14 protein-coding genes are annotated in these 15,563 nt (G+C 40.2%); 5 read left to right on the top strand and 9 right to left on the bottom strand.

What is annotated here, in order from left to right; translation table 11 throughout:
• Positions 1-65: 65 nt before the first annotated feature.
• From AN486_RS15080 to AN486_RS15050, 7 genes are all read right to left on the bottom strand, one after another.
• Positions 66-425 (bottom strand): hypothetical protein, encoded by a 360-nt coding sequence (locus AN486_RS15080; protein WP_053538194.1) that lies wholly within the window; start codon positions 423-425, stop codon positions 66-68.
• 57 nt (positions 426-482) lie between these two features.
• Positions 483-1,307 (bottom strand): CFI-box-CTERM domain-containing protein, encoded by an 825-nt coding sequence (locus AN486_RS15075; RefSeq protein WP_053538193.1) that lies wholly within the window; start codon positions 1,305-1,307, stop codon positions 483-485.
• 126 nt (positions 1,308-1,433) lie between these two features.
• Entirely contained in the window at positions 1,434-1,640 is a 207-nt protein-coding gene (locus tag AN486_RS15070) for a hypothetical protein (protein WP_199924381.1), read from the bottom strand.
• 278 nt (positions 1,641-1,918) lie between these two features.
• Positions 1,919-2,284: a hypothetical protein gene (locus tag AN486_RS15065; protein WP_053538191.1), complete on the bottom strand. Its 366-nt coding sequence runs from the start codon at positions 2,282-2,284 to the stop codon at positions 1,919-1,921.
• Positions 2,285-2,349: 65 nt separating this feature from the next.
• Positions 2,350-2,637 (bottom strand): DUF3862 domain-containing protein, encoded by a 288-nt coding sequence (locus AN486_RS15060; protein WP_053538190.1) that lies wholly within the window; start codon positions 2,635-2,637, stop codon positions 2,350-2,352.
• A 137-nt stretch (positions 2,638-2,774) separates the two neighbouring features.
• Positions 2,775-3,065: a hypothetical protein gene (locus tag AN486_RS15055; protein WP_053538189.1), complete on the bottom strand. Its 291-nt coding sequence runs from the start codon at positions 3,063-3,065 to the stop codon at positions 2,775-2,777.
• Between the two features lie 140 nt (positions 3,066-3,205).
• Complete coding sequence (locus AN486_RS15050) at positions 3,206-3,436, bottom strand: hypothetical protein (protein ID WP_053538188.1); 231 nt, start codon at positions 3,434-3,436, stop codon at positions 3,206-3,208.
• Positions 3,437-3,882: 446 nt separating this feature from the next.
• Here AN486_RS15050 and AN486_RS15045 point away from each other — a divergent pair, with 446 nt between their 5' ends.
• The 5 genes from AN486_RS15045 to fdhD all read left to right on the top strand — a co-directional run bounded on the left by AN486_RS15045 (position 3,883) and on the right by fdhD (position 12,026).
• A complete protein-coding gene (locus tag AN486_RS15045) occupies positions 3,883-4,425 on the top strand; it encodes a hypothetical protein (protein WP_053538187.1) in 543 nt (180 codons plus the stop codon).
• 1,075 nt (positions 4,426-5,500) lie between these two features.
• Positions 5,501-6,409 carry an MFS transporter gene (locus AN486_RS15040; RefSeq protein WP_053538186.1) on the top strand — a complete coding sequence of 303 codons (909 nt, stop codon included), beginning with the start codon at positions 5,501-5,503 and terminating at the stop codon, positions 6,407-6,409.
• A gap of 438 nt (positions 6,410-6,847) precedes the next feature.
• On the top strand, positions 6,848-8,500 hold the full coding sequence (locus AN486_RS15035) for an NADH-ubiquinone oxidoreductase-F iron-sulfur binding region domain-containing protein (protein ID WP_190382682.1): 1,653 nt from the start codon (positions 6,848-6,850) through the stop codon (positions 8,498-8,500).
• On the top strand, positions 8,497-11,166 hold the full coding sequence (gene fdhF, locus AN486_RS15030; protein WP_290601348.1) for a formate dehydrogenase subunit alpha: 2,670 nt from the start codon (positions 8,497-8,499) through the stop codon (positions 11,164-11,166). The genes AN486_RS15035 and fdhF overlap by 4 nt, the downstream gene beginning before the upstream one ends.
• Positions 11,167-11,216: 50 nt before the next feature.
• Positions 11,217-12,026 (top strand): formate dehydrogenase accessory sulfurtransferase FdhD, encoded by an 810-nt coding sequence (gene fdhD, locus AN486_RS15025; protein ID WP_367142440.1) that lies wholly within the window; start codon positions 11,217-11,219, stop codon positions 12,024-12,026.
• 426 nt (positions 12,027-12,452) lie between these two features.
• Here the strand turns inward: fdhD and AN486_RS15020 are convergent, their stop codons facing one another.
• Together AN486_RS15020 and AN486_RS15015 are read right to left on the bottom strand one after the other, a co-directional pair.
• Positions 12,453-13,889 (bottom strand): FAD-binding domain-containing protein, encoded by a 1,437-nt coding sequence (locus AN486_RS15020; RefSeq protein ID WP_290601345.1) that lies wholly within the window; start codon positions 13,887-13,889, stop codon positions 12,453-12,455.
• 278 nt (positions 13,890-14,167) lie between these two features.
• On the bottom strand, positions 14,168-15,454 hold the full coding sequence (locus AN486_RS15015) for a dihydroorotase (RefSeq protein WP_053538181.1): 1,287 nt from the start codon (positions 15,452-15,454) through the stop codon (positions 14,168-14,170).
• Positions 15,455-15,563: the final 109 nt, after the last annotated feature.

The following is a 15,563-nucleotide window of genomic DNA, read 5'->3' as shown; positions in this document are numbered from 1 at the left end:
TGGGGTGAAGAGGAACAGGAAGTAACTGAGTTTTCAATGTTAAGGGCTACTTAGTTTTACAATATTTAAAGTCTGTTTCTCTCTTGCCTACTTATTACTTCTGTTATTATGTCATATAGCATACTTGGCTTAAATTGCTGTCCTATAATTAAATTGGATATTAATCCAACTATAAGAAAAACTGGAAGACCTAACCAGAAAAGAACAGAAAATCTAAACCCAATTTCTCCTGTTAGAATTACTGACACAAAATTACAAACTAGACAAATAAGCAAACCTAAAACAGTTCTTTTGATAAAAGTTTTAAGCTTTAACCTACCTCTGATTACGTTTCCTAAATCGTAAGACAAAAAGAAGAAAACTTCTATATTTACTCCAGCCAAAACTAGGCTTAAAAATACCAGAACAATATATATTATTACCATAATAACTTCCTTATTTCTCAATATTAAAGGCTACTCAAAAGTATGATGTAAGAATTTTTACTTCAACTTATAATCTTTAACTTCAGGTAACATCTGAGAGGCAGCACCTAATACTTTTGCCATAGCAAGCTTCAGTCTTGGATTTTTCTTGACTATTGCTGCTAATTTAGGTCCCCAAAAACTATATAAATCTATAAAAATACGCCCTAATAAATATTGGGATAAATATTTATCTCTGAAGTGGCGGTACTTAATAACTTCTTTAGCATAAGGTGTACCAAAAGTAGCTGTTACCACAAAGCAATCACTGGAGGAGTTTGGTTGTGAATAACTATTTTGTGTATTTACTTGAGTGGGAGGTGAATCAACTTCACCCTTAACTTTTTTAATTATTAAGATAACTTCAACAAGAAGTTTTGTTTCTAAACTAGCGATCCAATAATAATATCTTAATTCTCGTTCTTCTCTCTTTTCATATATTCCAAAAGTTGTTGAACTAAGGTACTTCTCAGCCTTAAATTTACCTGTTTGAGATTGGGATAATAAAGAAGTTGTATATTGAGTCATCTCAGTAAATCTCTGCTCAATAGAGTAACCTTTTAATGCAGACTCATGATAATTTTGACTGAGATTGTTAGCAAAACGTAAAAAAAATTCTACAGCAGTACAGTTATTTATAGCATCCTGACTAAAAATATCAGTTCTGTCAAAATATTGTTGATTTAAAAAATTAAAAGATTGAAATTTAATTATATCTTCATGACTTATTTTATTCAGATATTTGCGATATTCTTTTTGGAAAGCCTCCACTAGTGCAATTGAGTATTTGTCAACTGTTTTAAGATCACAGGTAAAATTTAATAAAGGAGCTTTTTCTTCCATAACACCCTAGTTAATTTTATTAATGTAAAAAAGTATGCGAATTTAATCACTAATTTGTAGAATTCTAGCTGGCAAGATGTCAACAGCACAAACTTAAACCAAATTATGAGTATAAAATTTACTTGCTTAATAAGGAGTAATGGTTAGTTGTTTCATTCTGTCCTCATCAAAATCTATTTCTGCTGCTCCCCAATCTTGTAGATCATCTTCATACTCTTCAAAGATGTATATAAGTTTATTGTTACTTCTCAGTGTAATTGTACCTTTGTACAGTAAATAGCTATCAAGCATAAAGTTATCTTGCACTCGGTAGAGTTGACCTTTTTGTAACATAATTTGTAATGATTGCAACTTTTTAAACCATAGCAGGGGTGTAATTAAGTTGTCAAGAAGGGGATAATATGCTGTGCAATTTAGAGCAACAGAAAGTACCTGAGTTTTCAATGTGGAGGGCTATTTAAGTGAGATTTTTAGTAAGTTCCCAAATGCGATCGCTCACTAACTTGGTAGCTACCTGCATCTGGGAAATAATTTCTTACCTTATTGAGTTGTATTACTTGTGATAGCTTGCTTGATCACCTAGTGCATCTAAGCCACACACTTTATTGTTATTATGGGTTTGTGTTTTTGTTTAAATGGAAATCCAAAAAATTAATACTCTGTGAGTTCTTATTTTCTTGGTGCATTGTGTAATCATAAACATCCCAAGTTATCCCTTCATGAATAAAACTGGCACGCCTTTGAGTTTGAGGTTCTAGCATTACATAACCATTTTTTTCTAACGCCAGTATATCTCTCTGATCAATTCTAGCCATAGCTTCACATTGGATAATACCTGGGTAAGGAGAAAAAGGCTTAGAGTAAATACAAAACAGAGAACACTTGATTGTTTGTGCTGGTAGAAAGGAATCCCCTGATCTTAGTATTAGCTGAAGATCAATATCTTGGTATTCTTTATGTGGTGTATTTGACTGCATAATTTTCCTTAAATTGGTATTTTATCTGAATGAAGAAATATGGTACAAATAATGCGTAAAACTATCTATAAACCTTTTTGGCTTTTACTGATAACTTTACCTTCAGAAAATGAAACTCTAACCTCAGACCCATTCATATTTTTCCATATCCAAACAGTAGGAACGTAAGTTGCCCAATGCTCAGAGTTATCATCACTTGGTTTCTCACCCATAATATCAATAACTTCCTCGTAGCTCATCTCATTCTTAATTTTATCAAATTCTTCCTTTGTGGCAACATTATTTAATATTGAACATGAAGAAACAATAACAGATAACAGTATAAATTTTATTGTTTTGCTTATCTTATTCACAAATATCCTTAATGTAATTCTTACAACTTTTTAAAGAGTAGCAATGGCATACTGAAGATGTCAACAAGGTGATGATATGCTGTGCAATTTAGAGGAACAGGAAGTACCTGAGTTTTCAAGATTGAGGACTTCTTTTATCAGCGTTGTTTAACCTCAAATTCTTCCATGCGGTAACACACCCCTAGAATTAATCCTTCTATCATGAACCCTAATAATGCAGCAGCAAACTCTCTTTCAAATAATAATTGTAAAGACACATACATCATTGGTAATCCCATAAAAGAGTAACCAAAATACCTCACTAGCTTGGGTAGTCTTATAAATATTTCTCCAAAAAAAATTGCAGCAAATCCAAAACCAGCTATGCAAATTGGGATTAAAATAAATAGAAGTAATCGCCCAACAACCTTTGCAACTAGAAATTCCATAATTTAATTAAGACTTATTTTGGTGATTTCCTCAAATAAATTTGTTACTAAACCCCGTCTAGTTTGAAACCTATAGTTTTTGGTATAGGAAAATATCCACTTTTCAACATGGACGGAGTGTATACCAGATAGGCACAGATTTATTCTAAATTTTCTTCTTTTTCTATGTATTTTTTTTCAGTAACTTTATTATGTGAAAAAGTTACTTGTACTTTAGAGCCATCTGGATTTTCCCATATCAAAATTGTAGGAATAAAGTTTGCCCAATCTTCATGATTATCATCATCTGGATCACCAAATATTTCCTTAACCTCTGCCTCCCACATACCTAGATCAATCTTATCAAAAGCCTCTCTGGTAACATTAGCCATAGAAATTTTTACTCCATAGTGAAGGACAATAAGACAAGACTCTTAGAGAGATAAGAGCCTGAGAATGCTTGATTTTAGCAATCTACCCAGGTAAATCTGTGGCTGTAGTTTCCTGAGATACCACAACACATCAGTCTTATTGGTAACAATGTAATGGGCGTGAACTTAATCACAGTCAACCTTTACACTGCTGGTACAAGGGGAGTAAACTTAATCACAGTCAACCCTTGGGTTTTGTAATGATTGCAACCTTTTAGACAATAGCAGGGGTGTAGTTAGGTTGTCAACAAGAGGATGATATGCTGTGAAAATTATAGAAACACTTATTTACTTAGTTTTCAGGTATCAAGGCTGCTTAGGATAATGTTAAGATTTATGTACTTTTTATAGTGAGATTTTACTTACTAACGTGGGTATCATAAGATTACATCTACCAGGTAAGTTAAATGAAATCACTTGTCACTTCACTTTTAATCTCAGCAGCTATACTTCTAGCCGCTACACAGTCAGCTAGTGCTAGACCAAATGACTGTCTACAATTTAAAGAAGAGGAACCTGTTAAGGAAACTATAATTAGGAAGTTTTCTGAGTTTGATATCCAAATAGAAGTAGCTGCTAACTCTAATGCAGTTTTACTAGATACAGGAGAAGTATTAATAGTAGACAGAGGAACTTACAAATACCTTAGATGCTTACAAAACAACCCCAATGCTTTAGGTAAGGGGATTTTTGGTATTCTTCTTTCTAAGGGTAGTCAAGTTAAGTATGAATTGTATAATGCCAAGTCTCTACATAGAGTAGGGTATGATGGCAGGTTTATTGTCTATACAAAAGATCATAGTTACATAGCTATTAGGGTTATGAATAATCAAGGAGATACTTATATAAGCTTATATGGTGATAACTTTCCTAAAGAAGAAGAGGCTATAAAAAGGGAAGTAGAAAGTCTATTAGTAATCAATAAAGGAGTTCAGGTTTTAGAGAACTAAGTGGAGTTAAGTCAAAGTTTACTAACATTCCGCTTTCAATTTGACTTGGGGACTATAGCCTGTGTAAATTCTAAGCTTTGGTTTCTACAGTGTCAAGATTCCCTCAAGGGGGTTGTATAAGTCCTTTGGAATAAAGGTATTGACTATTAGTTGACTATGAAATAGAATGTAACAACCTGAAGCTCTTGATATAGTTGGCTTTATTCTGGGACTCATAAGCCTGGGGTCGTCAGTTCAAATCTGACCTGAGCCATTAAAAACAATATGATATATAAGGGTTTTCGTGATTTTACAAAAGTCCATGTCCCAACTGTTTTGAGTATAATTTCCTGACTATCCTTGGTTTAGCTATCCCGACAGAAGCCCCACGTCTCACTCTTAGGGTGTCAGCTTAACTTAAAACCTCTATCCCGCAAAGAACTCAAGTCATCTCATTCCCAGTCAGAGACTGGGAATTAATTCCAGAAGGCTCTGCCTTCAATGATATTAGGGAACACCAAAAAATAAATTACCCGATTTTGTGGGATGGGCATCCTTCCTGCCCGTCCTTGATGGTTAGCGGGCTTTTCGTCCCGCACCACAAGAAATTTTTGGGTATTTTTTTAATTGGAAGTCCCTTAGAGGCAGAGCCTCATCAACTGCATTCCTAGTCAGAGACTAGGAACGAGGTTACGAGGTGTGGTAGGGATTTGAGCTTAAGTTGACACCTGTGAGCTTTGACTTTACCCCTACCCGGAGAATCAAATAATTAAGCCGTGTTGGGTAGACAATGAGAGTGTCAAGGCTTTAACTTGTCACCAATGGATATCCTCCATATCATATACTATAAAAATTGTCAATCCGTTAAAGATATTAAAGTCTTGTCTATCCTCTTTGGGATGCGGAGCAAAAAACTATTTGGCACGATAAAAAAAGTTTCTCTGGTTGCCTAATGCTCTTTCATCACACTGGGTTGAAACCTTATGGGAAATACACCTCATCATATCACAATACCTTAGCCAAATTACGAGGGGTAGAAACAGCGAGCAATAATCAATTACAGTGAAAGTCCTGCCAGAGAGGAAGCGTAATAGCGATGACCATTAATCCATCTGAGCAAAGGTTATTAGAACATTTTGAAAGAAAACGTTGGATGATCACCATTGCCGCTGTCATCATCCAGTTATGCTTGGGAACTGTCTATGCCTGGAGTGTCTTTAAAAACGACCTCGTTGCCAATCACGGATGGGATGAAGTACAAACTTCTGCTACTTTCATGATCTGTATTGGCATGATTGGACTAGCAGCAGCCTTTGGAGGAATTCTAGTAGATAAAAAAGGTCCAAGGTTAATTGCTACACTAGGCGGACTGCTGTTCGGGATAGGAACGATTGTTGGGGGAATCGGAGTTCAGACGGAAAACATCCTGATTCTCTATCTGGGTTATGGACTTTTGGGAGGTTTGGGGAACGGTTTCGGTTACGTTACCCCGATTGTCACTCTTATTCGCTGGTTTCCCGACAAAAGAGGTTTAGTTACTGGTTTAGCCGTTATGGGATTCGGTGCTGGTGCTTTTTTTATGGGGAGGGTAGCACCAACTAATATTGCTGCTTGGGGAGTACCTACTACCCTCTATATCTGGGGTGTCATCTTTTTGGTTTTGGTAGTTGGTGCAGCTATGTTTTTTGACAACCCTCCCCATTGTAAATTGCCAGTTCAATCGAATTCTCAAGCAGATGCCACTCCTGATGATGACCCCTTTACTTTTGAAGAAGCCATTCATACGACCCAATGGTGGCTGGAATGGACAATGCTGTTCTTAAATGTGACAGCAGGGATTGGTTTAATCTCTCAGCTTTCTCCCATTGGTAAAGAACTTTTTCGTCCCCTAGCTAACAGTAGTTTATCACCTGAGCAACTCATTATAGCCATTGATGATGCTGGGGGATTAGTGGTGGCTATTGCTTCTATTTTTAATGGTCTGGGAAGACTTTTCTGGGCTTGACACTCCCCGGTCTAAAGACGCGGGGATTCTTAATCGAATAATTGTCAAGACAACTGCTCGAATAATATCCGCTTTTCAGGTATTACCTTAGATGTACGGTTCTTGCCCTGATCCTGTTTGCCATTACTGGCAGAATCATCTCTGCTTGCGGTGAGCGAAGCCGAACTGACAAGCGTAACTTTCCGAGAGTCCCCCGGTAGGTTTTTAATGTCTTTGCTGACAAATTAATCATATCACGAATATGGATTAAAATTTGAAATTATTTCAAATTTTTAAATTAATGTCAATGCAGGATTTATCCTGCCTCTAGCCTTCATCCCTTGTCTAAAGCACAGATGTAGCTTCCTAAGTCAGCTACATCTTCAAGGGTTTTCGGCATTTCCCTTATAAAAGCCAGAACAATGGCTCAACAAAGTTCATTTACTTGAGATTATGAAAATGCCGAGACGCTACTGGGAAACTTACAACGGCGAGACATCACCTCTGTTACAGATCCACGACTATCTTCGTTCTCAGAAAACTGCTCTTGAGACATCGGACATCAAAGCATTGGCAGAGCAGGTAAAATTACCAGAAGCAACAGTACGAGGTGTAATCTCCTATTACGCTGATTTGCAGGATCATCAGGTTTCGACGCGAGTCTGTCAAGGAACATCCTGTATGCTGGCTGGTTCAGGTAATTTATATGACAACCTCCAGAAGTATTCAAAGTGTCAAGTAGCTTACTGTCTTGGATATTGCGATCGCTCACCAGCCGTGTTAGATGCTCAAGATCGGCTATTATTTCACCAGGAAGCCCGAAATTTACCAGATAAATGTTCAGGATCAAAGGTTGAACAACCTCAGCTTTCTGTGCGCTGTCTTGCCCAAGAACCCCTAGTTACGGTCCGTTTAGGAGATGACTATTCCCAGTTAGAAAAAGCTAGAAATGCAGGAGTTTACTCGACATTTTTGCAAGCCCTTCAAAGTAGTCCAGAAGATATCTTATCCACCTTAGAACGCGCTGGTGAACGGGGACGTGGGGGCGCAGGTTTCCCCACAGGCAAGAAATGGCGGAGTTGCGCCCAAGCCAAGGGAGAACCACGTTATGTTATTGCTAACGGTGATGAAGGCGATCCAGGCTCTTTCATTGATCGGGTACTCATGGAAAACGATCCTCATGGGGTTGTTGAGGGAATACTGCTGTGTGGATATGCAGTAGGCGCAAATCAAGGCATTGTGTTTATTCGTTCCGAATACCCCAAAGCGATCGCACGGATGCGAGAGGCGATCGCCCAAGCCCGTGCTGCTGGTATTTTTGGTTCTCAGGGATTTTTTCCCTTTGAAATCTCCATTTTCCCTGGCATGGGTAGCTATGTCTGCGGCGAAGAAACTGCCATGCTGAATGCGATTGAGGGGTTACGAGGCGAAGTGCAAATTCGTCCTCCTTATCCGACAGAAGCAGGACTCTATGGCAAACCAACCGTAGTTAATAATGTAGAAACCCTAGTTAATATTGCCCCTATTCTCGAAAAAGGTGCTGAGGCTTATGCCGCTTTAGGCACAAAATTTAGTTCTGGAACCAAAGTCATCTGTTTAAATCATGGTTTTGCCCGTCCGGGGATTGTGGAAGTAGAGTTTGGAACTACCGTGAGAGAAGTAATTACCGAAGCGGGGGGCGGTGCTGATGGTAAACCCCTAGAAGCGGTATTGTTGGGAGGTCCAATGGGCAGTCTGTTACTTCCTGATCTGTGGGATGTGCCAATTTGCTATGAAACAATGGCTGAACAGGGGATTCAGTTAGGACATGGGGGCATAGTGGCACTGCCAGCAGGTACAGATTATCACGCCTTGTTAGAACATTGGCTCAAGTTTATGAAGGATGAATCCTGCGGTAAATGTGTTCCCTGTCGTTTAGGTTCTCAAAAGGCTTGGCATTTGGTACGCAATCAAATCCATCAACCACAATGCCAATCGCAACTGGAACGACTATTTGAGGTAATAGAACAAGGAAGCCTCTGTGCCTTTGGACAATATATGCCAGATCCAATGCGCCAGATGATTGAACATTTCGGAGACCGGATTTTTCAGTCAGGAGTAGGAGGATCATGAATTCACCACAGGCAAAGATTAACGGACAGATTGTTGACATCAAAGACGGTGAAACTATTCTCCAAGCAGCAAAACGACTGGGTATGGAAATTCCTACTCTCTGTTACGCTGATGGAATGCACCCGGAAGGGGGATGTCGGATGTGCTTGGTAGAAAGTAACCAGAAAAACCGTCCTTTGGGTGCTTGTCACACCCCTATCCAAGCGGGCATGAAAATTCAAACTCATACACCCAAACTGGAGGCATTGCGGCGGGATATTCTCTCCCTTTACCTAGATAATGAGCAACCTGTTTTTCAAGGTAATGGACAAGAAACTAAGTTTACTCGGTTGCTTCAAGATTATCAGTTAACAGCCATTGCCAACGCTCACCCTGCCAAGGTAGATGAAAGTCATCCCTACCTCAGATTCAATCCTAATACCTGTATCACCTGTCGTCTTTGTTTAAATGCTTGTGAACAAATCCAGGGGCAGTTCGTTTATAGTGTTGCCGGTCGGGGTTCAGAAAGCCATCTGATTTTTGGTGCAGGAAAAAGTTTTGCCGAAAGCCCTTGTGTAGCTTGTGGTGCTTGTGTAGATCAATGTCCTACAGGGGCAATTAGCGATCGCAATCGCTTTACAGCCTCTCACATCGAAACAGTGACTCAGACAGTATGTGGTTACTGTGGGGTGGGTTGTCGTCTGGAAGTAAGTACAGCCCAAGGAAAAGTAGTACAGATTACTGGCGTTCCCACAGCCGTGGTCAACCATGGACATTTATGCCTGAAGGGACGCTATGCTCATACTTACCATCACTCTTCTGAACGCCTGACTCAACCCATTAAGCGGGTTGGTCAGGAATTTCAACCCATTTCTTGGCAAGAAGCCATTGAATTGATCGCCGGTGAATTATTGAGAATTAAGGCAGAATATGGCAAGGATGCACTAGGGGTCTTTACCTCTTCACGCTCGACTAATGAGGCTGCCTATCTCCTCCAAAAACTGTTCCGCACTATCATCGGCACAAATAATATTGATTGCTGTGCGCGAGTCTGTCACTCCTCTACCGCTACCGCCCTACAAATGGTAACTGGTGCCGGAGCCGCCACTGCGTCCTATCTCGATATTGAAAAAGCTAAATGTATCGTCATTGCTGGAGCTAACCCTACGGAAGCGCACCCGGTCATTGGGTCGAGAATCAAGCAAGCGGTGCTAAAGGGTGCGCGGCTGGTGGTCATTGATCCGCGTCGCATTGAATTGGCAGAATATGCAGATATACACCTACAACTTCTCCCTGGGACAAATGTTCCTTTATTGAATGCCTTAGCCAAAGTCTTAATTGCAGAAGACTTGATCAACCACGACTATCTTAACGAGCGTGTCGAAGGCTATGAGGAATTTCGCGCCTTTGTCAATCATCTTTCTCTCGATGAAATCGCCAGTATTACCACTGTTGAAACCAACCTGATCCGGGAAGCTGCCCAGTTAATCGGTAGTTATGGTCAAACCCTATTTGTGCATGGTCTTGGCTTATCGGAATTAACCCAAGGGACTGCTTCTGTGATCACCCTATGTAACCTGGGAATGCTCACCGGTAGTATTGGCGGCGAAGGTGCGGGAATGTTGCCCTTGCGAGGACAAAATAACGTTCAAGGTAATGCAGATATGGGCAGTATGCCTAACTTGATTACCGGATATCAACCGTTAAATGATCCTGCACTGCGGCGGCGTTTAGAACCACTTTGGGGAGGATTACCACCAGAACAACCGGGACTGACCAGCCAGGAAATGATTGATGCTGCTGCACGGGGCGAAATCCGCGCTCTCTGGTGTCAGGGGGAAGATATGGTTCAAAGCGATCCGAATGAAACTCACGTCAGGAAAGCACTCTCTAACCTAGATTTTATGGTAGTCCAGGATTTATTCTTCTGTGAAACAGCCCGCTATGCTCACCTTATCTTACCCGCCGCCGCCGCTTTAGAACAGGAGGGAACTTTTACCAATGCTGAACGGCGCATTCAATATGTTAGACCCACAGTACCATCTCCCGGAAAAGCACGACCTGACTGGGAAGCTATCCGTGATGTTGCCGTGAAAATGGGAGCTAATTGGCATTACCAACATCCTGGAGAGATCATGGATGAAATTGCCCAGGTTGCACCCCACTATTTTGGTGGTGTCAGCTATGCTCGTCTGGCAGGGGATGGCTTACAATGGCCTTGTCCCTCTCCTGACCATCCAGGAACGGTTACGGTACACGCTGATCGCTTTATGGGAGGTAAAGGGCAATTGGTGGCGATTGACTACGTACCCAGTCCTGAACATGGGGTCAAAGGATATCCGTTCCTTTTAATTACTGGGCGGCTGCTGGAACATTATAATGTTGGTACCATGACCCGTCGCACGGCGAACCAAGAGTTAGTTCCTGAAGATGTCCTGGAAATTCATCCTGGAGATGCTGATCAGGAAAACATTGCTGATGGGGAGCAAGTCAATCTCGAAAGTCGTTGGGGAAGTATCCAAGTTAAAGTCAAGAAGTCTCGACGCATTGCTCCTGGAACTTTGTTTCTCTCTTTCCACTACCCAGAAACCCACACCAATCGCATCACTGGTCCTCATTTAGATCCCCAATCTAAGTGTCCCCAGTATAAAGCTGTTGCTGTTCGCCTTCAGCCAAATAAATCTTAATTTGGTTACCGCGAGGTCCTATGAAAACCTTCAATAAAAGCAAAATCAAAATGCCAGTCTGGGTAGTCGAGAATGGTAAAAAGCGACTACGACAAGACTATCTCACCACTGAAGAACCGTTAGAAATTCGCTTAGTCTCCTCACGTTGCACCGTAGCTATTACCATGCGTACCCCAGGGGCAGATTTTGCTTTAGCGGCTGGCTTCCTCTATAATGAAGGTGTGATTAGTTGTAAACAAGATATTCAAACCATCAGCTATTGTGTAGATGAAAATATTGATGGTGAACAACGCTACAACATCGTTAATGTAGAATTACGTCCAGGGTTAATTGTAGACTTACAACCTTTAGAACGACATTTTTACACCAATAGTGCCTGTGGAGTCTGCGGTAAAGCCAGTATTGAGGCTTTGAGGCTGCGGGGTTATCCGATGATTGCTGCTGAAATGATGGTGACACCTAAGTTACTCTACAGTCTACCTGATCAGTTGCGGGCTGCTCAAGGTGTCTTCAATGCTACAGGGGGGTTGCACGCTGCGGCGGTTTTCGATATGCAAGGACAACTTTTAAATTTACAAGAAGATATAGGCAGACACAATGCTCTAGATAAATTAATTGGCACTGCTTTATTAAGTTGTGATTTACCTTTTCATAATCATATTATTATGGTTAGCGGACGTTCTAGTCTTGAAATTTTACAGAAGTCTATAGCGGCTAGAGTACCTATTGTTTGTTCTGTGTCTGCTCCTAGTAGTTTAGCTGTGTCTATGGCGCGGGAATTTGGTATTACTTTAATTGGTTTTCTGCGTGGGGAACGATTTAACGTTTATTCTGGCATAGAGAGAATTTTTACTACCTAAGGGACTTCCAATTAAAAAAATACCCAAAAATTTCTTGTGGTGCGGGACGAATTGCCCGCTAATCATCAAGGACGGGCAGGATGCCCATCCCACAAAATTGGGCAATTTATTTTTTGGTGTTCCCTAACAGTGTAAGTAGTCGGACAAAATTAAATTCACTCGTTGAGAGAGGGAACAGGGAACAGGAAAAACTCATGTTTAAAAACATGAGATTGAAATAATGACACGGTCACTGAGCGGTGTCGAAGTGCTGTTTTTTTCGTGCTACGCATCTTTTAAAAACATCCTTTTTTTGACTGAGCTTTAAACTGGTGCAACTTTTGTTTCTTATTTGCTCCCTGTTCCCTGTTCCCTGTTCCCTGTTCCCTGTTCCCTGTTCCCTTCTTTTGTAAACTCTGACTTAACCCGCACCTGTGGTATAATATTTCATCCAATAGTCTTTTGTTGTTGATATAATTGCTTAAACAGAGCTTGCTGTTGTTTATGATCAACAATGGGCTGGGGATAATTTGTTCCATAATAATCTAACGGGGGAATTTTCCCAGTTACCAAGTATTCTGGAGATACATAACGCAATTCAGGTATCCACTGACGAATATATTCTGCTTCGGCATCAAATTTTTGGGTTTGACTCGCAGGGTTAAAAATCCGTAATGGTTGAGGGTCCATACCACTAGAAGCACTCCATTGCCAGCCTCCATTATTAGCAGATAAATCACCATCAATGAGTTTCTGCATAAAATATTTTTCTCCCCATTGGGGGTTAATAATTAGATCTTTAGTCAAAAAACTGGCAACAATCATTCTACATCTGTTGTGCATCCAGCCAGTTTCATTTAATTGACGCATGGCGGCATCTACTATAGGATAGCCGGTTTTTCCTTCACACCAAGCTTGAAAATACTTTTCGTTATTTTGCCAAGGGAAGGTTTTAAAAGTGTCTCTATATGCACCCTTAGCTAATTCTGGAAAATGGTACATAGCGTGTTGATAAAATTCCCGCCATGCTAATTCCTTTTGCCATGTTTGGATACTGGCATTTACTTCTTCACTGTTACTATTTGCCAGTGCTTCTATCGTAGTTTGCCAAATAGTTCTCATACCAATGACACCAAACTTCAAAGCGGCACTTAATTGAGATGTACCATCAATTGCGGGGAAATTCCGCTGTTCTTGGTATTCATTAATAGCAGATTTGGCAAAATTATCTAATTTTTCTTGTGCTGCTAATTCTCCGGGAGAAATTATTAATTCTGCATCCCAAATAAAACCTAAATCTGCGGCAGAAGGTAAATTAATAGTTCCTGTGAGTTGAGAAATTTCTTGTTCTTCCGCTGTTAAATTTTCCAGATTTGCTAAAGTTTTAACTGGTTTAGCTTTAGATTTAGTAATCCAATTTTTCCAGAAAGGAGTATAAACAGTATAGGGAGTTTTTGCACCGCTAAAAATTTCTGTTGGTGAATGCAATAACTGATCCCAATTGTCGTTAAGAAATTCAATTCCTTGAGTTTCCAAAGCCTCAATTACTGCTAAATCTCGTGTTTGGGAATAGGGTTCAACATCCCAATTCCAAAATACGGCTTTTGCTTTTAATGCTGTTGCTAATTTGGGAATTGCAATCACAGGATCATTTTGCAAAATTAATAATTGACTACCTGCTTGCTGATATCTTTCCTGAAGAGATTGCAAACAGCCAATCATATATTCTACCCTAACGGGGGCAATATCATCACTTTGGAGAATTTGGGGATCTAGACAAAATACACCTACAATCTTCGCACTTTTTTCTCTAGCCGCAGCTAGTCCTGTATGATCAGAAATGCGTAAATCTCGACGATGCCAAAACAGAATTAAATCAGACATTGAGTATTAATATAGTTCTGATGTACTAAAATAGATTATACCAATTTTATATGAAACTGCTCAGAATAATTATCATCCGTATTCATCGGCGTTTATCCGCGTTTATCTGCGGTCAATTATTCTTAAAATCTTACTTTCCGCAGCCTCAATTTAAATTATACTACATTCCTAGTCAGAGACTAGGAACGAGGTGTGGTAGGGATTTGAGCTTAAGTTGACACCAATGAAGCTCTTGCTTTACCCCTACAGATCTGGGTTCTTTGTCATTTGGCAAAAGTTTAAATCTCACCCGTATTTAGTATAGTATGACACCAAACTTGCACAACCCGACCTGTAACTTCTTGACCAAACCAAGGAGTATTATAAGCAAGTGTCTGGAGATTTGCCTTGTTTATATGCCAAGTTTGCAACGGATTAAATAAAGTTAATTCGGCTATTTCCCCGGCTTGAATGGCTTTAACTTCTTGTTGCAAACAAGCTGCTGGTTGATGACTCAAAACGCGCCATAATTCTGAAGCTGTAAATTCTCCAGTGGTGACGAGATTTTGCCAAAGCAGGGGTAATGCTAATTCTAAACCAATTGCCCCCGGTGGTGATTCCCCAAAGGCTTGAACTTTTTCTTCATAAGTATAAGGTGCGTGATCAATAGCGATCGCATCTATGATCCCAGTTCGCACAGCATCCCGTAAGCATAACATATCTTGGTGGTTTCCCAAGGGCGGATCTAAATGTAAGGATGTGTGATAGCTTCTAATAGCTGTTGTATCTAATAAAATGTGCATCCAGGTTGTACTAGCGGTAATGGGAAGACCTTGAGCTTTAGCTTTAGCAATTAATTCTACACTACGAGCAGTAGAAACACGCATAATATGAACTGGTGTACCAATATCCGCGACTAATTCTAATAAAGCGGCAATTGCTGTTGTTTCCGCACTAACTGGAATGGGAGATAAACCTATTCGCAAGGCTTCTGCACCGTCTCTGATTTTACCATTAGCGGCCAAATGGCGATCGCAAGGCCAAAAAGCCACAGGTTTACCAAAGGGTTGAAGATACTCCAAAATCCGTCTGACTATCCCCAAATTCTCCCAAGGTTTAGCATCAGTAAAACCCACAACCCCCGCTGCGGCTAAATCTGCTACCTCTGTTAATTGTTTACCTGCTAGATCTAAGGTAATTGCTCCCCAGATATGCAAATGGGGAGAAGCTTTTCCTCTATCTCTCTGTTGCTGTAACTGTGCTACTAAAGCAGGTTTATCAATGGGTGGTGATGTATCTGGTAAAACACCCACTCTAGTAAAACCACCCGCTTTAGCAGCTTGTAAGAAAGAACTTAAAGTTTCTCGTTCTTCAAATCCAGGTTCGCCTGAATGACTATATAAATCAACTAATCCAGCACCAAGAATTAAACCTTGACAATCACGAATAGAAGTATCGGCACTAAAATCTGTAATTTGCGGAGCGACAGCTTGGATATAGCCATCAATAATTAATACATCTGCTACGGTATCAGTTTTCTGAACAGGATCAATTACTCTTACTTGTTTTAATAGTTCTTTAGTCATTGGTCATTAGTCATTGGTCATTGGTCATTGGTCATTGGTCATTGGTCATTGGTCATTGGTCATTGGAAAAATTCTTTCTCACTCCCCCTACTCCCCCTACTCCCCCTAC

It is taken from the genome of Anabaena sp. AL93 (assembly GCF_001672085.1).
GTDB classification, from domain to species: domain Bacteria; phylum Cyanobacteriota; class Cyanobacteriia; order Cyanobacteriales; family Nostocaceae; genus Dolichospermum; species Dolichospermum heterosporum.
This window is presented reverse-complemented; position numbering and strand designations above follow the sequence as displayed.

What these genes read in the sequence shown, in the direction of transcription:
- fdhF (WP_290601348.1), top strand. Translation starts at nt 8,497, where the DNA reads ATGAATTCACCACAGGCAAAGATTAACGGACAGATTGTTGACATCAAA.
- AN486_RS15075 (WP_053538193.1), bottom strand. Translation starts at nt 1,307, where the DNA reads ATGGAAGAAAAAGCTCCTTTATTAAATTTTACCTGTGATCTTAAAACA.
- AN486_RS15035 (WP_190382682.1), top strand. Translation starts at nt 6,848, where the DNA reads ATGCCGAGACGCTACTGGGAAACTTACAACGGCGAGACATCACCTCTG.
- AN486_RS15050 (WP_053538188.1), bottom strand. Translation starts at nt 3,436, where the DNA reads ATGGCTAATGTTACCAGAGAGGCTTTTGATAAGATTGATCTAGGTATG.
- AN486_RS15015 (WP_053538181.1), bottom strand. Translation starts at nt 15,454, where the DNA reads ATGACTAAAGAACTATTAAAACAAGTAAGAGTAATTGATCCTGTTCAG.
- AN486_RS15045 (WP_053538187.1), top strand. Translation starts at nt 3,883, where the DNA reads ATGAAATCACTTGTCACTTCACTTTTAATCTCAGCAGCTATACTTCTA.
- fdhD (WP_367142440.1), top strand. Translation starts at nt 11,217, where the DNA reads ATGCCAGTCTGGGTAGTCGAGAATGGTAAAAAGCGACTACGACAAGAC.
- AN486_RS15070 (WP_199924381.1), bottom strand. Translation starts at nt 1,640, where the DNA reads ATGTTACAAAAAGGTCAACTCTACCGAGTGCAAGATAACTTTATGCTT.
- AN486_RS15065 (WP_053538191.1), bottom strand. Translation starts at nt 2,284, where the DNA reads ATGCAGTCAAATACACCACATAAAGAATACCAAGATATTGATCTTCAG.
- AN486_RS15020 (WP_290601345.1), bottom strand. Translation starts at nt 13,889, where the DNA reads ATGTCTGATTTAATTCTGTTTTGGCATCGTCGAGATTTACGCATTTCT.
- AN486_RS15080 (WP_053538194.1), bottom strand. Translation starts at nt 425, where the DNA reads ATGGTAATAATATATATTGTTCTGGTATTTTTAAGCCTAGTTTTGGCT.
- AN486_RS15055 (WP_053538189.1), bottom strand. Translation starts at nt 3,065, where the DNA reads ATGGAATTTCTAGTTGCAAAGGTTGTTGGGCGATTACTTCTATTTATT.
- AN486_RS15040 (WP_053538186.1), top strand. Translation starts at nt 5,501, where the DNA reads ATGACCATTAATCCATCTGAGCAAAGGTTATTAGAACATTTTGAAAGA.